This window comes from Streptomyces sp. NPDC088915 (assembly GCF_044749825.1).
Lineage (GTDB): Bacteria > Actinomycetota > Actinomycetes > Streptomycetales > Streptomycetaceae > Streptomyces.
The window spans coordinates 101354-123724 of sequence record NZ_JBIVIR010000022.1 but is presented as its reverse complement, the minus strand read 5'-3'; the positions used below and the strand labels follow the sequence as shown (position 1 = coordinate 123724).

22 protein-coding genes and 1 tRNA gene are annotated in these 22371 nt (G+C 73.8%); 15 read left to right on the top strand and 8 right to left on the bottom strand.

Going from position 1 to position 22371, the window contains the following annotated elements; genetic code table 11:
• Positions 1–106: 106 nt before the first annotated feature.
• From ACIP5O_RS32490 to ACIP5O_RS32480, 3 genes are read left to right on the top strand one after another with little or no spacing between them, the layout of a single operon-like run.
• Complete coding sequence (locus ACIP5O_RS32490) at positions 107–1102, top strand: carbohydrate kinase family protein (protein WP_401300037.1); 996 nt, start codon at positions 107–109, stop codon at positions 1100–1102.
• Complete coding sequence (gene metF / locus ACIP5O_RS32485; RefSeq protein WP_401300034.1) at positions 1099–1992, top strand: methylenetetrahydrofolate reductase [NAD(P)H]; 894 nt, start codon at positions 1099–1101, stop codon at positions 1990–1992. The genes ACIP5O_RS32490 and metF overlap by 4 nt, the downstream gene beginning before the upstream one ends.
• A gap of 31 nt (positions 1993–2023) precedes the next feature.
• Complete coding sequence (locus ACIP5O_RS32480; RefSeq protein WP_401300031.1) at positions 2024–2848, top strand: SDR family NAD(P)-dependent oxidoreductase; 825 nt, start codon at positions 2024–2026, stop codon at positions 2846–2848.
• A 57-nt stretch (positions 2849–2905) separates the two neighbouring features.
• Here the strand turns inward: ACIP5O_RS32480 and ACIP5O_RS32475 are convergent, their stop codons facing one another.
• Genes ACIP5O_RS32475 through ACIP5O_RS32455 form a run of 5 tightly spaced genes read right to left on the bottom strand, consistent with a single transcriptional unit; the run spans position 2906 to position 7744 of the window.
• Entirely contained in the window at positions 2906–4360 is a 1455-nt protein-coding gene (locus ACIP5O_RS32475) for a multicopper oxidase family protein (RefSeq protein WP_401300028.1), read from the bottom strand.
• A 7-nt stretch (positions 4361–4367) separates the two neighbouring features.
• On the bottom strand, positions 4368–5093 hold the full coding sequence (locus ACIP5O_RS32470) for a hypothetical protein (RefSeq protein WP_401300025.1): 726 nt from the start codon (positions 5091–5093) through the stop codon (positions 4368–4370).
• Positions 5090–5959: an oxidoreductase gene (locus ACIP5O_RS32465; RefSeq protein ID WP_401300022.1), complete on the bottom strand. Its 870-nt coding sequence runs from the start codon at positions 5957–5959 to the stop codon at positions 5090–5092. The genes ACIP5O_RS32470 and ACIP5O_RS32465 overlap by 4 nt, the downstream gene beginning before the upstream one ends.
• Positions 5956–6909 (bottom strand): aromatase/cyclase, encoded by a 954-nt coding sequence (locus tag ACIP5O_RS32460; protein ID WP_401300020.1) that lies wholly within the window; start codon positions 6907–6909, stop codon positions 5956–5958. The genes ACIP5O_RS32465 and ACIP5O_RS32460 overlap by 4 nt, the downstream gene beginning before the upstream one ends.
• A 40-nt stretch (positions 6910–6949) precedes the next feature.
• The gene (locus ACIP5O_RS32455) at positions 6950–7744 is read right to left on the bottom strand and encodes an SDR family NAD(P)-dependent oxidoreductase (RefSeq protein ID WP_401300017.1); all 795 of its coding nucleotides are present in this window, start codon (positions 7742–7744) and stop codon (positions 6950–6952) included.
• 222 nt (positions 7745–7966) lie between these two features.
• Between ACIP5O_RS32455 and ACIP5O_RS32450 the strand changes: the two genes are divergently transcribed.
• From ACIP5O_RS32450 to ACIP5O_RS32405, 10 genes are all read left to right on the top strand, one after another.
• Positions 7967–9118, top strand: a complete 1152-nt coding sequence (locus ACIP5O_RS32450; protein ID WP_401300015.1) for a DegT/DnrJ/EryC1/StrS family aminotransferase — start codon at positions 7967–7969, stop codon at positions 9116–9118.
• Positions 9119–9250: 132 nt separating this feature from the next.
• The gene (locus tag ACIP5O_RS32445; protein ID WP_401300012.1) at positions 9251–10522 is read left to right on the top strand and encodes a beta-ketoacyl-[acyl-carrier-protein] synthase family protein; all 1272 of its coding nucleotides are present in this window, start codon (positions 9251–9253) and stop codon (positions 10520–10522) included.
• Positions 10519–11784 (top strand): ketosynthase chain-length factor, encoded by a 1266-nt coding sequence (locus tag ACIP5O_RS32440; RefSeq protein WP_401300009.1) that lies wholly within the window; start codon positions 10519–10521, stop codon positions 11782–11784. The genes ACIP5O_RS32445 and ACIP5O_RS32440 overlap by 4 nt, the downstream gene beginning before the upstream one ends.
• Before the next feature lie 106 nt (positions 11785–11890).
• Complete coding sequence (locus ACIP5O_RS32435; RefSeq protein ID WP_401300006.1) at positions 11891–12400, top strand: flavin reductase family protein; 510 nt, start codon at positions 11891–11893, stop codon at positions 12398–12400.
• A gap of 37 nt (positions 12401–12437) precedes the next feature.
• Positions 12438–13358, top strand: coding sequence for an MBL fold metallo-hydrolase (locus tag ACIP5O_RS32430; protein ID WP_401300004.1), 921 nt, complete (start codon positions 12438–12440; stop codon positions 13356–13358).
• A gap of 444 nt (positions 13359–13802) precedes the next feature.
• Complete coding sequence (locus ACIP5O_RS32425; protein ID WP_401300001.1) at positions 13803–15731, top strand: ATP-binding protein; 1929 nt, start codon at positions 13803–13805, stop codon at positions 15729–15731.
• Between the two features lie 7 nt (positions 15732–15738).
• Positions 15739–16173: a roadblock/LC7 domain-containing protein gene (locus ACIP5O_RS32420; protein ID WP_356545771.1), complete on the top strand. Its 435-nt coding sequence runs from the start codon at positions 15739–15741 to the stop codon at positions 16171–16173.
• A 2-nt stretch (positions 16174–16175) separates the two neighbouring features.
• The gene (locus ACIP5O_RS32415) at positions 16176–16547 is read left to right on the top strand and encodes a DUF742 domain-containing protein (RefSeq protein ID WP_401299998.1); all 372 of its coding nucleotides are present in this window, start codon (positions 16176–16178) and stop codon (positions 16545–16547) included.
• Positions 16525–17163: an ATP/GTP-binding protein gene (locus ACIP5O_RS32410; protein WP_356545767.1), complete on the top strand. Its 639-nt coding sequence runs from the start codon at positions 16525–16527 to the stop codon at positions 17161–17163. Before ACIP5O_RS32415 ends, ACIP5O_RS32410 begins: the two co-directional genes overlap by 23 nt.
• Positions 17160–17735 carry a GAF domain-containing protein gene (locus tag ACIP5O_RS32405; protein ID WP_401299994.1) on the top strand — a complete coding sequence of 192 codons (576 nt, stop codon included), beginning with the start codon at positions 17160–17162 and terminating at the stop codon, positions 17733–17735. Before ACIP5O_RS32410 ends, ACIP5O_RS32405 begins: the two co-directional genes overlap by 4 nt.
• Positions 17736–17815: 80 nt before the next feature.
• On the opposite strand, the gene ACIP5O_RS32400 is transcribed toward ACIP5O_RS32405, so the two are convergent.
• Positions 17816–19024: an acyl-CoA dehydrogenase family protein gene (locus ACIP5O_RS32400; RefSeq protein ID WP_401299991.1), complete on the bottom strand. Its 1209-nt coding sequence runs from the start codon at positions 19022–19024 to the stop codon at positions 17816–17818.
• A 483-nt stretch (positions 19025–19507) separates the two neighbouring features.
• Between ACIP5O_RS32400 and ACIP5O_RS32395 the strand changes: the two genes are divergently transcribed.
• A tRNA-Pro gene (locus ACIP5O_RS32395) sits at positions 19508–19584 on the top strand.
• 97 nt (positions 19585–19681) lie between these two features.
• On the opposite strand, the gene ACIP5O_RS32390 is transcribed toward ACIP5O_RS32395, so the two are convergent.
• On the bottom strand, positions 19682–19978 hold the full coding sequence (locus ACIP5O_RS32390) for a hypothetical protein (protein ID WP_401299988.1): 297 nt from the start codon (positions 19976–19978) through the stop codon (positions 19682–19684).
• A gap of 3 nt (positions 19979–19981) precedes the next feature.
• Here ACIP5O_RS32390 and ACIP5O_RS32385 point away from each other — a divergent pair, with 3 nt between their 5' ends.
• Positions 19982–20224: a hypothetical protein gene (locus tag ACIP5O_RS32385; RefSeq protein WP_401299985.1), complete on the top strand. Its 243-nt coding sequence runs from the start codon at positions 19982–19984 to the stop codon at positions 20222–20224.
• 11 nt (positions 20225–20235) lie between these two features.
• On the opposite strand, the gene ACIP5O_RS32380 is transcribed toward ACIP5O_RS32385, so the two are convergent.
• Positions 20236–22350 carry a xanthine dehydrogenase family protein molybdopterin-binding subunit gene (locus ACIP5O_RS32380; protein WP_401299982.1) on the bottom strand — a complete coding sequence of 705 codons (2115 nt, stop codon included), beginning with the start codon at positions 22348–22350 and terminating at the stop codon, positions 20236–20238.
• Positions 22351–22371 lie beyond the last annotated feature (21 nt).

Genomic DNA, 22371 nt, shown 5'->3' with positions numbered 1-22371 from the left:
TACTCCCAGACCGCCGCCTACGGCCACTTCGGCCGCGAGCTGCCCGACTTCACCTGGGAGCGCACCGACCGCGTCGACGCCCTCAAGAAGGCCGCGGGAGCCTGACATGCGCATCGCCGTCACCGGGTCCATCGCGACCGACCACCTCATGGTGTTCCCCGGCCGCTTCGCGGACCAGCTCCTCGAAGGCCGCCTCGCGGCGGTCTCCCTGTCCTTCCTCGCCGACCGGCTGGAGGTCCGCCGCGGCGGCGTCGGCGCCAACATCTCTTTCGGCCTCGCCCGCCTGGGCCTGCGCCCGCTGCTCGTCGGCGCGGCCGGCGTCGACTTCGCCGAGTACGGAAGGTGGCTGGCGGGCGCGGGCGTCGACACCTCCGGCGTGCGGGTCAGCGACGCCCTGCACACCGCCCGGTTCGTGTGCACGACCGACGAGGAGCACAACCAGATCGCCACCTTCTACGCCGGTGCGATGAGCGAGGCGCGCCACATCGACCTCGCCGAGGCACACCGGCGCCGGACCCTCGACCTCGTCCTGGTCGGCGCCGACGACCCCGAGGCCATGCTGCGCCACACCGCCACCGCCCACCGGCTCGGCATCCCGGTCGCCGCCGATCCCTCCCAGCAACTGGCCAGGCTCGACGCGGAACAGGTCCGGTCCCTCGTCGAGGGAGCCCGCTACCTGTTCACCAACGCCTACGAGAGCGCCCTCCTCATGGAGCGCACCGGCTGGAGCGAGGAGGAGGTCCTCCGGCGGGTCGGCACCTGGGCCGTCACCCACGGAGCCGGAGGGGTACGCCTGCTCACCGTCGACCGACCGCCCGTACCGGTCCCGGCGGTCGTCCCGCAGCGGGTGGTCGACCCGACCGGCGGCGGCGACGGGCTGCGGGCGGGCTTCCTCGCCGCCCTATCCTGGGGGCTCCCGGCCGAACGCGCCGCCCAGCTGGGCTGCGCCCTGGCCACCGTCGTCCTGGAGTCCGTCGGCACCCAGGAGTACAAGCTGCTCCCCACCGACCTGCTGGCCTCCGTCGAGTGCGCCTACGGCGTCGACGCCGCCCGTGACCTGGCCCCCCACCTGGACGGGCCCGTCCCGGACGAACGCCGGTGAACCCCTTCTCCGGCGACGGCGGCCCCTCCTTCTCCTTCGAGTTCTTCCCCCCGAAGACCGACACCGGGCTGCGCGCCCTGTGGCGGACGGTCCGCCGCGTCGAGTCCCTCGCCCCCGCGTTCGTCTCCGTCACCTACGGCGCCGGGGGCTCGTCGCGCGACCGCACCGTCGGGCTGACCGAACGCATCGCCGCCGAGACCACCCTCCGCCCGGTCGCCCACCTGACCGCCGTCGGCCACTCCGTCGCCGAACTCCGCCACGTCATCGGCCGCTACGCGGACGCCGGCATCCGCGACGTGCTCGCCCTGCGCGGCGACCCGCCCGGCGACCCGTCAGGCCCCTGGACCCCGCACCCCCGGGGCCTGCGCCACGCGCACGAGCTGGTCACGCTCCTCAAGGAGTCCGGGGCCTTCACCGTCGGCGTCGCCGCCTTCCCCGAACGGCACCCGCGCTCCCCGGACTGGGACAGCGACGTCCGGCACTTCGTGGCCAAGTGCAGGGCCGGAGCCGACTACGCCGTCACCCAGATGTTCTTCGATCCCGAGGACTACCTGCGGCTGCGGGACCGGGTCGCCACCGCCGGCTGCGACACCCCGATCATCCCCGAGATCATGCCGGCCACCGACGTCCGGCAGATCGCCCGCTTCGCCGCGCTGAGCGGCGCCGCCTTTCCCGCGGACCTCGCCCGGCGCCTCGAAGCGGCCCGCGACGACCCCGCCGCCGGCCACCGGATCGGGGTCGACCACGCCACGGCGATGGCGCGGCGCCTCCTCGACGAGGGCGCCCCCGGACTGCACTACATCACCCTGAACCGCTCCGCGGCGGCGCTCGACATCCACCGCCGCGTCGCCCCCGCGCCCGTCGCGCGGCCCCGGCTCGCGGCGCGTTGAACCCGCGCCGCCCGACCCCTGGAGGAAACCCATGACCCTGTCGGACCACGTGGCGCTGGTGACCGGAGCCGGACGGGGCATCGGCCGGGCGATCGCCCTCGCCCTCGTCCGCGACGGCGCCCGGGTCGTGGCGCTCGCCCGGACCCGCGAGGAGCTGGCCCGTACCGAGGAACTGGCCGGCGAGCACCGCTCCCGGGTGCTCGTCGCCCCCGCCGACGTCACCGACGGGGAGGCCGTCGCCCGCGTCGTCGAGGAGACCGCCGGGCGCTTCGGAGCGGTGACCCTGCTCGTCAACAACGCGGCCGTCCACACCCTCGACGAACCGCCGCTGTGGGAGGCCGACCTCGACGCCTGGTGGCACACCGTCGAGGTCAACGTCCGCGGTCCGCTGGTCTGCGCCCGTGCGGTGCTGCCCGGAATGGTCGCCGCGGGCCGCGGCCGGATCGTCACCGTCTCCAGTGACCTCGGCGCCCTGCCGTACCCGCTCACCGCCTACCAGTTCACCAAGGCCGCCCGGATCCGGCTCACCGAGTCCCTCGGCCTCTCGCTCGACGCGGCCGGGGCCACCGGCGTACGGACCTTCGCGATTAACCCCGGGTCGGTGCGGACCCGGATGACCGAGCCCTTCGCCGCCCGCTTCCCCGACCACGACTGGACCCCGGCCGAGGAGAGCGGCCGCCTGGTCGCCGCCCTCGCCACCGGCCGCTACGACGCCCTCCACGGCCGTTACCTCTCGGTCCACGACGACCTCGACCGGCTTCTCGACCGGATCGACGAGGTGCGGGACCGGGAGCTGTTCGTCGAGCGGATGCGCGCCTACGGGAAGGACGGCACCGTCACCACCCTCCGGGACTGAGCGCACGGCCGCGCCGGGATCCCGTCACGGGACCCCGGCGCGGCCCGTCGGCGCCGGTCAGGCGACGACGTCGATGCGTCCCATCTGCCCACCGGAGGAGTGGCCGAGCTGGTGGCAGTGGTACACGTACTGGCCGGTGTACGGGCCCCAGGTCATGGCGATCCGCACCGATTCGCCGGGGCCGAGCGCCACGGTGTCCTTCAGGCCCGTGTCCCGGACGCCGATCGGCGCCCCGTTGCGCTCCAGGACCCGGAAGTACGCCAGGTGGGTGTGGAAGCTGTGCCACAGGTGGAAGTCCGGGGCGCCCGGCGCGGCCGGCACGTCGACGTTCCTGATCGTCCACACCTCGGTGGCGCCCAGCCGGGCGGTGACGTCCACCCGGGCGGGGTCGTACGACAGGCCGTTGATCGTCATGGCCGGGAAGGTGCGCAGCTCGAAGTCCCGCTCGACGGTGGGCGTCGGCAGCGGGTCCGGTTCCGGGGCGAGCCGGGCGGGCACCCAGCTGGTGTCGGCGACCGGATGCGTCACGTCGAAGCGCAGCACCTCGGGACGCTCCGACGGCTGCGCCCCGGTGTTCTCCAGGACGACCGAACGGCCCGCCCCGTAACGGGCGAAGTCCACGACGATCTCGGCCCGCTCACCGCCCAGCATCACCAGTTCGGTGCGCGTGACCGGTCGCTCCAGGAGGCCGCCGTCCGTGCCGATCTGGGTGAACTCGGCGCCGTCCGCGAAGCGGAGCTTCACGTACCGGTTCGCGCAGGCGTTGTAGATCCGCAGCCGGTACCTGCGAGCGGCCACCTTGAAGTACGGCCGCTCCTTGCCGTTCACCAGCATGTGCGGGCAGTCCGAGGGCCGGGTGTAGCGCAGCGTCCCGTCCGCCTCCACGCGCGCGTCCCTGATGACCAGGGGGACGTCGTACGCCCCCGAGGGCAGCGGCAGCGCCCGCTCGTGGCGGTCGCTCAGCAGGTACAGGCCGTGCAGCCCCAGGTAGACGTTCTCCGCCTCCAGGTGGTGCGCGTGGTCGTGATACCAGAGCGACGCCGCCCGCTGCGCGTTCGGGTAGCGGTAGGTGCGCTCGGCACCGGGCGCGACGGTGTCCATCGGCAGCCCGTCGTGCTCGGACCGCACGTGGCCGCCGTGCAGGTGCACCGCCGTGTCCACAGCCAGCTCGTTGACCTGCCGGACGACGACCTCGCGTCCCCGCTCGGCCTGGATGGTGGGGCCCGGGAAGGCGCCGTCGTACGTCCGGGCGGTGGAGGTGAGGCCCTTCACGATCTCGACCTGCGCCTCCCGCATCCGCAGTTCGTACCGCTGCGACGCGGCCGTCGCGGAGACCGGCGTGAGGACCTTCGGCACGGGCATGGCGTGGAGGAACGGGGTGGTCGGAGCCGGATCGGCGGTGACGGACGCGTGGGCGCCCGGAGCACCGGAGCCCGTGATCCGGTCCCAGGGGAACAGGGCGACGGCGCCAGCGGCGGCCGCGGTCTTGAGTGCGGTGCGACGGTTCAGCATCAACAGCCTATCTTCGGAGGGAAGGCGGCCCGTCGGGATCGACGGACCGACCGGGTGTGCCGGGGCCGGAGGGCGTCCCCCACGGCGCCCCGGCGACCACCGCGAGCACGAGCGCGACCGAGGCGCACAGCCGCAGGACGTTCGGCAGGTCGCCGACCCCGGCGGTCCACACGGCCGGTCCCGCCGGCCCGAGGGCCGTGGCGAGGGCGGCCACCGGAAGGAACACGGCGGCAGCGGCCGCCGTCGACGCGGCGGCGAACGACAGGGCCGCCCCCGCCCGCGCGTCCCGGCCCCGCGCGTGACGGCGGCGCAGCCCGCGCGCGAGCAATGCCAGGACCGGCAGCGTCAGGTAGAAGGCCACGGTGAGCAGGGCCAGGAAGAGTCCCGCACCCGGCGTCTCCGGCGGCACCGGTCCGGCGCCGTGCCACCAGGCGTGGTCCCCCGGCGGCGGCGGAGCGGCCCGGGCGTGCCCGAGGGCGGCCCAGGACGTCGCGATCGCCTGGGCCAGCGCGTACGAGCCGAGCAGCACGGGGCGCAGCCCCGCGAACGCCGCGAGCAGCCGGGAGCGATGCGGAGTCCCGTCCGCGACGGCGTCCGCGACGGGGAGGGACCCGGAGGCCGCCGCGGTGCGGGGGAGCGTCCCGCCCGCGGCGATCGGGAACACCGCGGACGCCGTGGGCCCGGCGGACCCGGCGGATTCGCTCGCGGCGGTGCGGAGGAGCGGCGCGGTCATGCCGGGGATCCGGGAGGGGCGTCCGTCGTGGCGGCGAGCTCCCGCCACTCCTCCCACTCGGCGAGCCGGCCGCGCAGCACGGCCGGGGCCAGTTCGGCCGCCCCGCCGCCCAGCAGTACCCGCAGCGGCGGCGCCTCGGCTCCGACCAGGGCCAGCAGCGCCGCGCCCACCCGGCCGGGGTCGCCCGGCTGCAGGTGCGCGTAGGCGCCCGACAGGCCGTGCCGACGCTTGGCGAGCACGGAGTCGTAGGCGCTCTTCGGGGTGGCCCGGACCATGCTGCCCGCGCTCCAGTCGGTGCGGAACTCGCCCGCCTCGACCAGGGTCACCCGTATCCCGAAGCCGGCGACCTCCTGCGCCAGGGCCTCGCTCGCCGCTTCGAGCGCCCACTTGCTCGCGCAGTACGCGCCGAGGTTCGGGTAGGTGGTGACGCCCGCGATGCTCGACATCTGGAGGACGTGCCCGGAGCCCTGGCGCCGCAGCACAGGCAGCACGGCCTGGGTCACCCACAGCGCGCCGAAGAAGTTCACGTCGAACTGCTCGCGCACCTGCCGCTCGGAGACCTCCTCGACGGCTCCGGCCAGCCCGTACCCCGCGTTGTTGAGCACCACGTCGATCCGGCCCGCCCGTTCGGCGGCCTCGGCCACCACCGCGAACACGGCGGCGCGGTCGGTGACGTCCAGCGCCGTCGGCAGGACGCGGTCGCCGTACTTCTCGGCCAGGTCGTCGAGGGAGGACACCGACCGCGCGGTGGCCACCACCCGCTCCCCGCGGTCGAGCAGGCTCTCGGTGACCGCCCGGCCGAGTCCGCGCGAGGCGCCCGTGACGAACCAGACCCGCGGCGTCCCCGGTTCCCGCGCCCCGCTCACCGGCCCGCCCGCTGCTCGGCGAACCGCTTGGCGTGTCCGAGGGTCGCCCTGCTGTTGGTGCTGAGGGCCTCGTGCACGTACCGTCGGGCGTCCCCGGCGGTGGCCTCGGGTCCGAGGACCCGCGCGATGTTCTCCGTGTTGATCGTCACGGTGTGCTGCGAGGAGGCGACGGTGCCCTCGTCGTCCTCGGTGAACGTCCAGCAGCCGGTGTGCAGGGTCATCAGGGCCGGCAGCGTCGTCTGCTTGTACGCGATGCGGTGGTGCGGGAACGTCACCCGGTAGGAGGCCGTGGTGTGCGTCGAGCCGTCCTTCGCCCTGGTGTCCATCACCAGCTCCTGGAGCCCGGGGGTGTCCTCCGTGAGCCGTACCGAGGCCACGTGCGGCAGCCGCTCGGACCAGAGTCCGGCCTCGTCGACGAACGCGTACGCGTCCTTCGCCGCCCCGTCGATCCGCACCGAGTCCTCGAAGGAGAAGGTCACGTCCTCCGCGGCGTGCGCGAGCTCGACGTTCTCCTTCAGCGCGGCGAGCTCCGCGCGCGAGTTCCCGTCGACGGCCCGGTCGATCCAGGCCAGGCCCTCCGGGTCGTCGTCCACGGCCCGGTAGTCGTGCAGCAGCCGCACCCGCGACCCCTCGCCGGAGCCGAGCGGCTCGATGATCCACGTACCGCCCATCGAGGCGACCGGGGGAGCGGACACCTCCTGCCGGAACGTGATCCGCAGGCCCTCCGGGTCCAGGGTGCGCAGTGACGTCCAGTTCTTCGCCTCGCCGTTGGCGGTCGCCCAGATGCGGATCCGCTCCTCGCGCTCTCCGCGCGCCTCGCGGTCGACGTGGATGGTCGGCGGGAAGATCCGCGGCCAGTTGGTCACGTCCGCGATGAGCCGGTACACGGCGGCGGGCGGCGCCGCGATGTCGATCTCGTGCTCCACTTCACGTGCTCCGGACTGGGTCATGGTGGCGCTCCTTGGCTCGAGGGGGTGGAGGGCGGGACGGTCAGAAGTTGCCGAGGCCGCCGCACACGTTGAGGGCCTGCGAGGTGATGGACCCGGCGGTGTCCGAGGCGAGGTAGCCGACCAGGCCCGCCACCTCCTGCGGCGTGGAGTAGCGGCCGAGCGGGATCTTGGCCCGGAACTTCTCGTGGACGGCCTCCTCCGTCGTCTCGTACGCCGCCGCGTAGCCCTGCCGCACCCGCTGGGCCATGGGCGTCTCCACGTAGCCGGGGCAGACCGCGTTGACGGTGATCCCGGTCGGGGCGAGCTCGTTGCCGAGCGCCTTGGTGAAGCCGACGACGCCGTGCTTGGAGGCGGAGTAGGGGGCGCCCAGGACCACGCCCTGCTTGCCGGCGGTCGAGGCGATGTTGATGATTCGGCCCCTGCTCTTGCTCCGCATGCCGCCCGCGTTCAGCACCTCGCGGGTCACCCGGAAGACGCTGTTCAGATTGGTCTCGATGACGTCCTCCCACAGCTCGTCGGTGATGTCCGCGGTGACACCGCCGCCCGACCGGCCGGCGTTGTTGACCACCACGTCGACCGTGCCGAACCGCTCCACCGCGGCCCGCACCCAGGCGTGCACGCTGTCGTTGTCCCGGACGTCCAGGGCGGTGCCGTCGACCTCGAACCCCTCGTCGCGGAGCAGTCCGACCGTCCCGGCGACCCGGTCCGCGTCCCGCGCCCCGATGAACACCCGGTGACCGGACGCCGCGAGGACCCGGGCGGACTCCAGCCCGATTCCGCTGGTGGCACCCGTGACCACGGCGACCCGCTCGTGTTGGCTGTCCTGATCCGGCATCGGTTCTCCTCGACGGCTCTGGTTCGGAAGGCTGGTCCGTGGCGGGCGGGGCACCGCGGTGCCGTACCCCGGCTCGCAGGCGAAGAGTTGTTTCCGGCCCTTGAGCAGTACTCGAAGGGGACTCGGGATCCGCCGCGCGGAACCGTCCCCGACCGCCGCTCGATCGAGGATCGAGCGGACGTTCCCAAGCTCGACGCCGACATCGGGATGTGAGGGGCGGCTGTGATCAATCTCTTCCAACCTCAGGTCGGCGCCGAGGAACTCGAAGCGGTGGCCGGGGTCTTCCGGGACCACTGGCTCGGCCACGGGCCGCGCACCAAGGCGTTCGAGGCGGAGTTCGCGGCCCACCTGGGCGTGTCCGCGGACCACGTGGTCTTCGTGAACTCCGGCACGGCCGGCCTGTTCCTGGCCATGGAGGCGCTGGACCTCAAGCCCGGCGACGAGGTGGTCCTGCCCTCGCCGAGCTTCCTCGCCGCGCCGAACGCGATCCTGGACCAGGGCGGTACGCCGGTCTTCTGCGACGTCGACCCGCGCACGCTGAACCCCTCCGCCGAGGACGTCGAACGCGTCCTCACCGACCGCACCCGGGCCGTGGTCGTCCTGCACTACGGCGGCTACCCGGGGGACGTCGCCGCCATCGCCGACCTGTGCCGCGCCCGGGGCGTCGTCCTCGTGGAGGACGCCGCCTGTTCGGTCGCCTCCCGGGTCGAGGGCAGGGCCGTCGGCACCTTCGGCGACTTCGCCATGTGGAGCTTCGACGCCATGAAGGTCCTCGTCACCGGCGACGGCGGCATGGTGTACGTGCGCGACGCCGAGCAGGCCGCCCGGGTCCGCCGGCTCGCCTACCACGGCCTGGCCCAGCCCAGCGGCATCGGGCACGCCAGGGTCTCGCCGCGCTGGTGGGAGCTGGACATCCCCGAGCCCGGGCGCCGGGTCATCGGCAACGACCTGACTGCCGCCATCGGCTCCGTACAGTTGCGTAGGCTCCCCGACATGATCGCCCGCCGCCGGGAGATCGTCGCACTGTACGACGAGCGGCTCGCCGGACTCGACGGGGTGCTCACCCCGCCGCCCCTGCCGGAGGGCCACGAGTCCACCCACTACTTCTACTGGGTCCAGCTCCCCCCGGGGCTGCGCGACCGGGTGGCCGGCGACCTGCTCGCCGACGACATCTACACCACGTTCCGCTACGCCCCCCTGCACAAGGTCCCCGCCTACGGGCACACCGGCGGGGAGCTGCCCTCGACCGACTGGGCCTCCGAGCGCACGCTCTGCCTGCCCCTGCACCCGGGGCTCACGGACGAGGACGTCCTCGGGGTCGCCGACTCGTTCCGCACGGCGGTGCGGAACCGGGCGGCCGGACCCGGGGCGTGACCGGACCGCACCGGCCCCCGAACCCACCGACCCCCGACGCACCGACCGCCGACCCCCGACCCCTGACCCACCGACCCCCGACGCACCGACCCTCGAACCGCACCGAGAGAGACTCACCGTGAAGGACACCTCATGAGCCGACGCGTCGTCATCACCGGAATCGGCGTGGTCGCACCCGGGGGCGTGGGCACCGCGCAGTTCTGGTCCCTGCTCACCGCCGGGAAGACCGCCACCCGCCCCATCAGCCTCTTCGACGCCTCCTCCTTCCGCTCCCGGATCGCCGCGGAGGCGGACTTCCACCCCCTCGACCACGGCCTGGGCGCCGAGGACGCCGAACGGCTGGACCGATCCGCCCAGTTCGCCCTCGTCGCCGCGGACGAGGCCGTGCGCGACAGCGGACTCGAACTCGCCGCCCTCGACCCCACGCGGACCGGCGTGACGCTCGGCAGCGCCGTCGGCTGCACCATGGGGCTCGACACGGAGTACAACAACGTCAGCCGCGGCGGCAGCACCTGGCACGTGGACCACACCCTCGCCGTACCGCACCTCTTCGACTACTTCGTGCCGAGTTCGGTGGCCGCCGAGGTCGCCCGGCGCGTCGGGGTCCAGGGGCCCGTCTCGCTCGTCTCCACCGGCTGCACCTCGGGACTCGACTCCGTCGGCCACGCCGTCGAGCTGATCCGCGAGGGCAGCGCCGACGTGATGGTCACCGGTGCCACCGAAGCCCCGATCTCCCCCATCACCGTCGCCTGCTTCGACGCCATCAAGGCCACCACACCGCGCAACGACGAGGCGGAGACCGCCTCCCGTCCGTTCGACGCCACGCGCAACGGCTTCGTCCTCGGCGAGGGCTCCGCCGTCCTCGTCCTGGAGGAGTGGGAGAGCGCCCGTCGCCGAGGTGCCCACGTGTACGCCGAGATTTCCGGCTTCGCCAGCCGCTGCAACGCCTATCACATGACCGGGCTCCGCCCCGACGGCGTCGAGATGGCCGAGGCGATCAGGGCCGCCCTCGACGAGGCCCGTCTCGACCCCACCGCCGTCCACTACGTCAACGCCCACGGATCCGGCACCAAGCAGAATGACCGGCACGAGACCGCGGCGTTCAAGCGCACCCTCGGTGCCCACGCCTACGACGTCCCGGTCAGCTCCATCAAGTCGATGATCGGGCACTCGCTCGGCGCCATCGGCTCCCTGGAGATCGCCGCCAGCGCGCTCGCCATCGAGCACAACACCGTGCCGCCGACGGCCAACCTGCACGAGCCCGACCCGGTCTGCGACCTCGACTACACCCCCCTCACCGCCCGAGAGCGGCGCGTGGACACGGTCCTCAGCGTCGGCAGCGGCTTCGGCGGCTTCCAGAGCGCCATGATCCTCACCCGTCCCCAGTTGGGAGCCGCCGCATGACCGGCCCGACCGCACCGGCCGCCCCCCTCGCCCCGGTGCCCCCGGCGGCGCCCGCCGCGCCGGTCGTGACCGGCATCGGCGTCACCGCGCCCAACGGCCTGGGCGCGAAGACGTGGTGGGACGCCGTCCGCGACGGCACCAGCGGCATCCGCCCCCTCACCCGCTTCGACGGCGGCCCCTACCCCGCGAGGCTCGCCGGCGAGGTCCAGGACTTCGACCCGGCCGCGCACCTGCCCGGTCGGCTGCTGCCCCAGACCGACCACATGACCCGACTCGCGCTCGTCGCGGCGGAGGAGGCCCTCGAAGACGCCGGCGTCGACCCGGCCGACCTGCCGGACTTCGGCGCGGGAGTCGTCACCGCCGGCTCGGCGGGCGGCTTCGAGTTCGGACAGCGCGAACTGGAGGCCCTCTGGAGCAAGGGCGGTCAGTTCGTCAGCGCGTACCAGTCCTTCGCCTGGTTCTACGCGGTCAACACCGGCCAGATCTCGATCCGCAACGGCCTGCGCGGCCCCAGCGGCGTCCTGGTCACCGAACAGGCGGGCGGCCTCGACGCCATCGCCCAGGCGCGCCGCCAGATCCGCAAGGGCGTCGGCCTGGTGATCACCGGCGGGGTGGACTCCTCCCTCTGCCCGTGGGGCTGGACGGCCCACATCGCCGGCGGCGAGCTCAGCGGCGGCGAGGATCCCGACCGCGCCTACCTGCCGTTCTCCGCCGACGCCTCCGGACACGTGGTCGGCGAGGGCGGCGCCCTCCTCGTCCTGGAGGACGCGGACTCCGCCGCCGCCCGCGGCGCCCGCCCGTACGGGACGATCGCCGGGTACGCCGCCACCTTCGACCCGGCCCCGGGCGTCCCCGGCGGGCCGGGACTGGGCCGCGCCGCCGCGCAGGCGCTCCGCGACGCCGGGGCCGAGCCGGGTGACGTCGACGTGGTGTTCGCCGACGCGGCCGGCCGCCGCACGGCCGACCGGGAGGAGAGCGAGGCGCTCGCCGCCCTCTTCGGCCCCCGGGCCGTCCCGGTGACCGCGCCCAAGACGATGACGGGCCGGCTCGCGGCGGGCGCCGGCTCCCTCGACGTCGCCGCCGCCCTGCTCGCCCTGCGGGACCAGGTGATCCCGCCCACCGTCAACGTGACCGAAACGGCCGCCGACTGCCCCGTCGACCTGGTCGTCCGGACCCGGTCCGCCCGCCTCCGGACGGCGCTCGTGCTCGCCCGGGGCCGGGGCGGCTTCAACTCGGCGATCGTGGTGCGGGCCGCGTCCTGACCCCGCCGCGCATCCCGCGCGTCCCGCGCGTCCGCCGCACCCGCCGGGCCGCCGTCCGTGGCGGCGACCCGGCCGGGAGGCGCCCACCCCAGAGTCAGGAGAACCGTTGCCCACCGTCGACCCCGCCGCGTTCACCCGGACCATGGCGCACGTCCCCAGCCCGGTCACCGTCGTGACCACCGTCGACGGAACCGGCCGGCGCTGGGGGTTCACCGCCGGTTCCTTCACCTCCCTCTCCCTCGACCCGCCCCTCGTCCTGGTCTGCCCCGCCAAGACGGCCTCCTGCCACCCGGCCTTCGTCGCCGCCGACCGTTTCCTGGTGAACGTCCTGTCCACCGGCCAGGTCCCGATCGCCGGGGCCTTCGCCCGTTCCGGCGGCGACAAGTTCGCCGGAACGCCCATGGAGCCCTGCGAGTTCGGCCTGCCCGGCCTGCGCGCCGCGACCGCCCGGCTGGCCTGCACTCTGCACGAGGTGCTCGACGGCGGTGACCACAGCATCCTCGTCGGCCGGGTCGAGGCCGTGTACGAGGGCGGCACCGAACCCCTCGTCTACCACAACCGCCGGTTCGCCCGGCCCGACGCGGGCCCGGTCCGCGCCCCCGCCGCCACCCGCTGACGCCGCCCCGCCGCGCACGACCGAGCGAAGGAACGCCGTGACCGCCGACCACTCACCGGCCGCCGCCCGTCTGCACGAGGTGGCCGAGGACGTCTACGCCTACGTCCAGCCCGACGGCGGCTGGTGCCTCAACAACGCCGGTCTCGTCGCCGCCGGCGACCGGCCCGCCCTGATCGACACGGCCGCCACCGAGGCCCGCGCCCGCGCTCTGCGCGCCGCCGTGGCGACGGTGACGCCGCACGCGCCCCGGTACGTCGTCAACACCCACCCGCACGGCGACCACACCTTCGGAAACCGTTTCTTCACGGACCGGGCCGTAGTCGTGGCGCACGAGGCGACCCGCGACGAGATGGCCCTCGCCGGCCTGCACCTCACCACGCTGTGGCCGGACGTCTGCTGGGGCGACGTCGCCGTGGAGCTCCCCGGCATCACCTTCCGTGAGCCCCTCGCCCTCCACGTCGGCGACGTCCGCGTCGAACTGATGCACCTCGGCGTCGCCCACACCCGCAACGACACCGTGGTCTGGCTGCCCCACCGGCGCGTCCTGTTCACCGGGGACGTCGCCATGTCCGGCGTCACCCCGTTCTGCCTCACCGGCTCCGTCGCCGGCTCGCTCGACGTGCTCGCCCGGCTGCGCGCCCTGGACCCCGCCGTCGTCGTCGCCGGACACGGCCCGGTGGGCGGCCCCGAGGTGCTCGACGCCGGAGCCGACTACCTGCGGTTCGTGCAGGACCTCGCGGCGAAGGGGATCGCCACGGGGCTCACCCCGCTGGAGGCGGCCCGCGAGGCCGACCTGGGCCCGTACGCCGGACTCCTCGACAGCGAGCGCCTGGTGCCCAACCTCCACCGCGCCTACGCCGAGGCCCAGGGGGCGGAGCCCGGCGCTCCGCTCGACATCGAGGAGCTCTTCGCGGACATGGTCGCCTTCCACGGCGGCCTGCCGGCCTGTTCGGCCTGAGCCGGGCCCCGCGGTCGGCGGCGGGGAGCCCGTGCGCTCACCCGGTGTGACACGGCGCTCGCCGCCGGTGCCGTCCGGGGCGTTCCGGTCAGAGGGTGCCGTCCGGCGGGCGGAGGCGTTTCCACGCCTCCGCCCGCTTCCGTTTCTGTTCCGCGGCGGTCACTCCGCGCCACTGAAGCGGCTTTCGGCCGACGGTTCTCGGCCTGTCGTCCGAGGGGTGATACCGGACCGGGTCGCACTACGGGTAAGTTTGCCAACTGCGCACCGCACATGAACGGTTGACGACTACAGTGTGTGGTTGATGATCATCGGTAGGCTCCCCCCATCCCTGTAGACATCCCCCCCCCGCAGACGATCCCCGTATTCCCTCCGGGAGAACACCCGGCTCGCCCCCGACACGCTCCCCGCAGTACGCCGACTCCTGGGCACGTACCAAGGACACTCATGTCTCAACTTCGCGCACCCGCCTCGCGTTCCGACCGACGCGAGGGCGGGCGGCACGGCCGGCCGGGCGCCCGCTCCGCCACCGGTAACGGCAGCAACCCCACGGCGCAGCCCCCCGCGCCGCTCCCGGCGGAAGCCCGCATACGTCCACAGCTCCTGCGCACCTCGGTCCTCCCCGCCGTCGCGGTGGCCCTCGGCGGCGCGGCGGCCGTCCTCTTCACCATCCGCTCCACGGGAGCCACCCCCACCCCCGGCCTCTGGGCCGCGCTCACCGGCGCCGCCGCCCTCACCGTCGCTTCCGTCGCGGCCGCCGCGCTCGGCGCCGACCGCGCCGCCAAGGCGGTCCTCGACCGCTGCAACGCCCTGCGCCGCGCCAGCGCCCGAGGCCAGAGCGAACTGCGCGCGATCGTCGAACAACTGCGCAGGGGAGAGGGGATCCCGCCCCGGCCCGCCCCGCCGGCCGCGACCACCACAGGTGACGAATTCGACCTCCTCGCGCAGGAACTGACGCGCTCTCACGAAGCCTCCGTGGCGGCCGTCGTGCAGGCGTCCCGGCTCTCCAGCAGCGTCGGGAACGAACAGAAGGTCGAGGTCTTCGTCAACCTCGCCCGGCGCCTCCAGTCCCTGGTCCACCGCGAGATCCAGCTCCTCGACGAACTGGAGAACGAGGTCGAGGACCCGGAGCTGCTCAAGGGCCTGTTCCACGTCGACCACCTGGCCACCCGCATCCGCCGCCACGCCGAGAACCTCGCCGTGCTCGGCGGCGCCATCTCCCGCCGCCAGTGGTCGAACCCGGTCACCATGACCGAGGTGCTCCGCTCCTCCATCGCCGAGGTCGAGCAGTACCCGCGCGTGAAGCTCGTACCCCCGATCGACGGTACGCTCCGGGGCCATGCCGTGGCCGACGTCATCCACCTCCTCGCCGAACTCGTCGAGAACGCGACGCTGTTCTCCGCGCCGCACACCACCGTGCTGCTGCGCGCCCAGTACGTCACGGCGGGCCTCGCGATCGAGGTCGAGGACCGCGGACTCGGCATGCCCGCCGCCGAGCAGAACAAGATGAACGCCCTCCTCGCCGACCCCGACCAGGTCAACGTCTCGCACCTGCTCCAGGACGGCCGCATCGGACTCTTCGTCGTCTCGGCGCTCGCCCGGCGGCACGGCATCGCCGTACGCCTCCAGTCCAACATCTACGGCGGCGTCCAGGCCGTGCTCGTCCTCCCGCAGGGCCTCCTGGGCGCCGACCCGGAAGGCCTCGCCCAGCACGAGCGCCAGGCCGCCGCGACCGCCGGGTCCTCGGCGATCCCGCCCGGCCAGGTGCAGCTCCAGCCCCAGCCCCCGGCGCAGCCCGCGATCACGGCCCCGTCCCCCGCGCGGACCCCGTCCCACGCGCCGGCCCCCGACCCGTACCCGGCCCCCGTACCGGCCCAGGCGCCCCCCGCCGCCCCGTCCCACCCGCAGGCGCCCGTGCCCGCGCAGGCGAACGGAGCGCCCGCCTCCCGCACACCGGCGGCCGCCCCCTCCCCGGAGCGGGCCGCCGCCCGCCACGAGGAGACCCCCGCCACCGGCTCGTACGCGTACCCCCGTACGACCGAGCGGCCCGGCGGGTACGGGGACACCGGCCCCGTACCCCTGGTTTCCGACCGTCCGGCCGACACCGGACACCACCAGGGCCCGCCGGCCTCCCTGGTCTCGCCGCTGCCCCCGGCACCCCCCGCCGAGGACGACGGCAGGCCCCTGCTCCCCAAGCGGCGCGCCCAGGAGCACCTCGTCCCGCAGCTGCGCGACGAGCCGGTGGCCCGCAGGACCGAGGAACACGCCCTGCACGACCCGGGTCTGATGGCCGCGTTCCAGCGCGGCATCGGCCTCGCGGAATCCCAGCCCGCCCCCCATGAGTCGCCGCGTCCCGGCGACCCCCACAAGGAGTAGATGCACCATGGCGAGCAATGTGCCGACCGGCCATTCCTCGGACCTCGACTGGCTGCTGAGCGGACTGGTCCAGCGGGTCCCGTACACCCGCAACGCCGTTCTGCTCTCCTCCGACGGCCTCGTCAAATCCGTCCACGGGCTCGACCCCGACGCCGCCGACCACATGGCGGCGCTCGCCTCCGGCCTGTACTCGCTCGGCCGGAGCGCGGGTGCCCGCTTCGGCGACGGCGGCGAGGTCCGCCAGGTGGTCGTGGAGCTGGACTCCACCCTCCTGTTCGTCTCCACCGCCGGCTCCGGCACCTGCCTGGCCGTCCTCGCCGGGCGCGAGGCGGACGCCGCCGTCCTCGGCTACGAGATGGCGATGCTCGTCAAGAGCGTCCGGCCGTACCTGGTCACTCCCGCCCGGCAGGCCGCCGGCGCCCTCGGCGGCTTCGGACAGTAACCGTGACGTCCCCCCAAGAAGGACCCTGGCTCGACGACGCGGCCGGCCGGCTGATCCGTCCGTACACCGTCAGCGGCGGCCGGACCAGGCCCACCACCGCCCTCGACCTGCTGTCGATGGTGATGGCGACCGGTTCGTCCCCCCAGGCGCACATGGGCCCCGAGCACAGCCTGGCCCTCGGACTGTGCGGCGGGCCCACCTCGGTGGCCGAGGTCGCGGCGCACCTGAGGCTGCCGGCCGTCGTCACCAAGGTCCTGCTCTCCGACCTCGTGGACTGCGGGGCGCTCACCGCCCGGGCGCCCCGCTTCCACGCCAACCCCACCGACCGTTCCTTGCTGGAGGCAGTGCTCGATGGCCTACGACAACGGCTCTGAGCGCCACGAGAGCTTCGCGGCCGACCCCTTCCCCGCCGACTCCTTTCCCACCGCGGTCAAGATCCTGGTGGCGGGCGGCTTCGGCGTGGGCAAGACGACCCTCGTGGGCGCCGTCAGCGAGATCGAACCGCTGAGCACCGAGGAGCTGCTGACCTCGGTCAGCGCGGCCACCGACAGTCTGGAGGGCGTGGAGTCCAAGACCACGACCACCGTCGCCATGGACTTCGGCCGCATCACGCTCGACAACAACCACGTGCTGTACCTCTTCGGCACCCCCGGCCAGGAGCGCTTCTGGTTCATGTGGGACGAGCTCTCCGAAGGGGCGCTCGGGGCGGTCGTCCTCGCCGACACCCGCAGGCTCCAGGAGTGCTTCGCCGCCGTCGACTTCTTCGAGCGGCGGGGGATCCGCTTCGTCGTCGCGATCAACGAGTTCGACGGTGCCCACCGCTACGAGCCGGACGAGGTGCGGGCCGCGCTCGACCTCGACCCGCAGGTGCCGGTCGTCCTCTGCGACGCCCGGATCTCCAGCTCCGGCATCCGCACCCTGCTCACCCTCGTCCAGTACCTGCTCACCACCATCCCGGACACCGTGCCGAGCTACGGAGCCACGCCATGACCTACGACCCGACCGGTCACCTCCTGCTGACCCCGAACGACAAGGACGCGCCGGCCCGGGTGCGGCGGCTGCGCGAGCTCGGCCTGGGGGAGCGGCCGGAGCCGGCGTTCGACGACTTCGCGCAGCGGCTCGCCGAGATGACCGGCGCCCCGTTCTCGATGGTCAACTTCATCGACGAGAACCGGCAGTTCTTCGCGGGCCTCCACACCCCCGAGGGCACCCACACCGGCAGCGACCTGGGCGCCGCCGCGGCGGCGGGCGGGGGCGGCGTCGGGCGCTTCATGGCCCGTGACCACGGCTACTGCCCGCACGTGGTGGTGCGGCGCAAGGCGCTCGTCCTGGAGGACGTCTGCGACTACCCGCGCTTCGCGGGCAACCCGGTCGTGGACGAGATCGGCATCCGCTCCTACATGGGGGCGCCGCTGATCGACCGGACCGGGGTCGCGCTCGGCACCATCTGCGTGGTCGACACCGACGTGCGCCCGTGGGGCCGCGCCGGTCTGGAGACCATCAAGGCGATGGCCGCGGAGCTGGTGGAGCAGATCCACCGCCGCGAGGACGGCGTGCTCTGACCGCCGGCGTCCGACGACGGGCCGGGGCCCGGTACGGCGGTGGCCGTACCGGGCCCCGGCCCGTCGGGACCGGTCGCGGCTCAGACGGGCAGCGGCTCCGGCACGGGGGTGCGGACCACCTCGGAGAGCCGCTCCGACCAGCTGCCCTTGTCCTGGCCGAGGGCGACCTCGGCCAGGCGCAGGAGCTGGATGTCGGAGGTGCCGGCCGGGGCGAAGATGTGGTGCGCGTCCCGGAGGTACCGCTCGATGGCCCGGTCCGTGAAGAGGCCGGCTGCGGCGTGGATCTCCATGGCGTTGCGGCCGGAGTCGATCGCCGACTCGACGTTGACGAGCTTGGCGTTCATCAGCTCGGCGTCGCAGGAGAGGCCCTGGTCGAGCAGGTGCACGGCATGGTACGCGGCCAGCCGGGCGGTCATGAGCCGGGACTGCATCCGGCCCAGCTTCAGCTTGACCGTGGGGAGGTCGTGGAGCGGCTTTCCGTAGCGGATGCGCTCGGAGGCGAAGCGGGTGGTCTCCTCCAGGATCGCCTGGTGGATGCCGAGGGAGACGGCGGTGAGGTTGGCCCGCCCGTACAGCACGCTGGAGGAGTACGCGACGGAGAGGCCGTCGCCCTCGTCGCCGAGCCGGTTGGCGGCCGGCACCCGGCAGTTCTCGAAGATCAGCTCGCCGAAGCTGAAGCCGTGGAGCCCCATGGCCGTCTGCTGCGGACCGGTCCTGAAACCCGGTCGATCGGATTCGACCAGAAACGCACTGAGCCCCTTCGAGCCGGGCCCGGTCCTGACCACGACGCCGTGCAGGTCGCCCACGTGGCTGTTGCCGACGTAGACCTTGCTGCCGTTGAGGACGTAGTCGTCGCCGTCCCGGACCGCGCTGGCGCTCATGCCGAGGACGTGGCCGCCGGCGTCGGGCTCGGTGACCGCGATGGTCGGCAGGCACTCGCCGGCGGCGATCGCCGGGAGCCAGGTCTTGCGCTGCTCGTCGCTGCCGAAGTGCACGATCTTGGCGGTGCCCAGCTGGGAGGCCTGGACCATGGCGCCCATGGCGCCGCTGACCCGGGAGAGCTCCTCGATGATGATGGTCTTGGCCAGGTGGCCCGCGCCCATGCCGCCGTACTCGGGACTGATCGTCGCACCCAGCCAGCCCTGCGCGGCGATCATCCGGGACAACTCGTGGTGGACCGTCCGGGACGCCTCCATCTCGGCTATCCGCGGCCGGACCTCGCGCTCCGCGAAGTCCCTCACCGTCTCCCTGAGCTCATGATGCAGCCGACTGCTGAAGTAGCTGTCCATGACGAGTTCCTCCCGCGAAACGCCTGATCGTCGGGTTGTCCGACCAGGTGGTGCATCGGCAGTGGTCCCGTCCCGAACAGGCCGACCTCTTCATGGTGTTGATCTTTCTGTGATGGATCAATAACGGAACGAAGTTTGTCTGAAACAGGAGCGGTTGACGATTGAGTTCGACTATGTTTCGGGTGGTCTTGGCCTGCTCGGCCCTCTCCGCACCCTCCCGCCCGTGGGCATGTTTCTGCCACATGCCAGAGGCAAGGAAGAGCCGGGCATATGGCGGTGAAGCCCACATCTTCACCATATGAGCGGCCTCCTCCGCAGAAGAGCGGCATTCTGTCCCTCTCCGGCGCCTTCTCGCCACCTCCCCGCCCCCCTCGTCCGCCCTCCTCCGGGGGTGCCGGGAAAGGGGTTCGTGACCACCCGGGAAAGTGCGGTATTGTTCTCATGCACGTTCGGCCAGGGGAAAACCCCAGGTCAGGCGGGCAACGGGACGTGGCGCAGCTTGGTAGCGCACTTGACTGGGGGTCAAGGGGTCGCAGGTTCAAATCCTGTCGTCCCGACCACGCGGAAACGCAGGTCGGAGGCCGTTCTCTCGCATCGAGAGGGCGGCCTTTCGTGCGTCCGGGGGCGCCGGGGTGTCTCACCCCGTTCGGAGGCGTCTCATCCCGTCCGTGGGCGCGTGACCCTGCCCTCCATGATCAGCCGGAGGTGCCGGTCGGTGCGGTCGCGGCCCTCGGGCAGGGCGTTCTCGCGGACCCAGGCCGCGCCGCTGAGCAGGTCGAACAGCTCGTCCGGGGTGAGGTCGGCGCGCACCCGGCCGGCCCGCCGGGCCGCCCGCAGCAGGTCCGCGCCACTGCCGTGCATGGCGGCGCACGCGGCGTGCGAGGGGGTGCCCTCGTCGTACATGCTCCGGGTGAGGATGCCGACCAGGCCGCGGAAGGTGCTGGAGTGCCGCACGGCGTGGCCCATCCGGATGGTCGGCGCCTCCAGCGGGTCGGTGTCCCCGGACAGGCCCTCGGCGTGGGCGGCTCGATCGGCCTCGCGGTGCTGCTCGTCCCCCTCACCTCGGGCGACGGCGAGACCGCCGGCACGATCTCCGCCGTCTTCGGCCGGGCCTCGGGACCGACCGCCCTCGCCCTCCTCGCCGCCGCCCTCTGCTGGTACGGCCCCGGAGCGCGGCGGACCGCCGCGGCCCGGGACTGAGACCGGCCCTCCTACCGCGTGCGGTCCGCCGCCGTCAGGTGCGGCAGGAGCCGGTCCGGGGTCAGGGGCAGGTCGCGCAGCCGCACGCCGGTCGCGTGGTGGACGGCGTTGGCGATCGCCGCGGCCGTGCCGACGATGCCGATCTCCCCGATGCCCTTGCTGCCCATCGGATTGAGGTGGGGGTCGTGCTCGTCCACCCAGTGCGCCTGGATCGCCGGCACGTCGGCGCAGGCCGGCACGTGGTAGGAGGCCAGGTCGCGTTCGGTGTAGTCGCCGAAGGCGGCGTCCATGGTGCTGTGCTCGGTCAGTGCCATGCCGAGGCCCATCGTCATCCCGCCGATGAACTGGGAGCGGGCCGTACGGGAGTTGAGGATCCGCCCCGCCGCGTACACGCCGAGCAGCCGGCCCACCCGGACCTCGCCGGTGACGGTGTCGACGCGGACCTCCGCGAAGTGGGCGCCGAAGGCGTGACGGGCGTACGGGGAGTCCTCGCCCGTCTCCTCCTCCGTGTCCGCCTCGGCGGTGACCCCCTCGGACGGCAGCGCTCCCGAACGGTCGGCCAGCGTCTCGCGCAGGGCGGTGCAGGCCTTGTGCACGGCCCAGCCCCAGGAGCCCGTGCCGGAGGAACCGCCCGCCACGGGGGCGTCGGGCAGGACGCTGCTGCCGAGCTCGACCCGCACCGCGTCGAGCGGGACGCCGAGGGCCTCGGCGGCGATCTGGGCCAGGACGGTGCGCGCGCCCGTGCCGATGTCGGTGGCGTCGACCCGTACGGTGTACCGCCCGTCCGGCGCCGCGTGCGCCGACGCCTTGCACGGGCTCAGGAGGACGGGATAGGTGGCCGAGGCGACCCCCGTGCCCCACAGCAGGTCCCCGTCGCGCCGGACGCCCGGCCGGGGGTCGCGGCCCTCCCAGCCGAAGCGCCGCGCGCCCTCCCGCAGGCAGTCGACGAGGCCCCGGCTGCTGAACGGCTTGCCGCTGTCGGGCTCCGCGTCGGGCTCGTTGCGCAGCCGGAGCTCCACCGGGTCGACGCCCACCGCCCCGGCCAGCTCGTCCATGGCCGACTCCAGGGCGTACATGCCGGACGCCTCGCCCGGCGCCCGCATCCACGACGGGGACGGCACGTCCAGGGCCACCACCCGGTGGCCGGTGAAGCTGTGCGGGGAGGTGTACATGGCGCGGGCGGGGACGGCGGCCTGCTCCACGAACTCCTTCACGGTCGACGTCTGGGTGACGACCTCGTGGGAGAGGGCGCTGATCACCCCGTCCTCGGACGCGCCGATGCGCAGGCGCTGGACGGTGGGCGCGCGGTGCCCCACGACCGCCGGGAGCTCCCGGCGGGGCAGGACGAGCCGCACCGGACGGCCGGTGTGCCGGGAGGCCATCGCCGCCAGGACGCACGGGGGCCGGGGCGTGCCCTTCGAGCCGAAGCCGCCGCCGACGAAGGCCGAGACGACCGTGACCCGCTCCGGGGGCAGCTCGAACAGGCCCGCGAGCACGTCCCGTACCGTCGACGCCCCCTGGCTGGAGTCGTAGACGATGAGGCCGCCGTCCTCCCAGCGGGCCGTGGACGCGTGGGGCTCCATCGGATGGTTGTGCAGGGCGCTCATGGAGTACGTCGCGTCGATCCGCACCGGCGAGGCGGCGAACGCCTCGGCGAAGTCGCCGCGCTCGCGCACGGCCGGGTGACCGCCGTTGGCCTCCTCCGGCGTGTAGAGGTCCGGGTGGTCGGCGCGCAGCAGGACGTCGTGGTCCTCGGTGGCGTAGTCGATGTCGAGGGCCTCGGCGGCCTCGCGCGCGATCTCCGGCGTGTCGGCGACGACGACGGCCACGTACCAGCCGCGGTGCGGCACCCGGTCGTCCTGGAGCAGCAGGAGCGTCGGGTCGTCCGACTCGCCGAGCCGGGGCGCGTTCTCGTGCGTGAGCACGGCGCGCACGCCGGGGCGCTCCAGAATCGCGTCGGCGTGCACGGCGGTGACCCGGCCGCGGGCGACGGTGGCGGGCACGGGGCAGGCGTGGAGGCAGCCGGGCGGCGTCCGGTCGACGGCGTAGCGGGCCTCGCCCGTCACCTTCTGCCGGGCGTCGCGGCGGACGGCCCCCGTCGTCGGCCGCACGAGCTGGCTGGTCATGGCGCGGTGCCTCCTGTGATG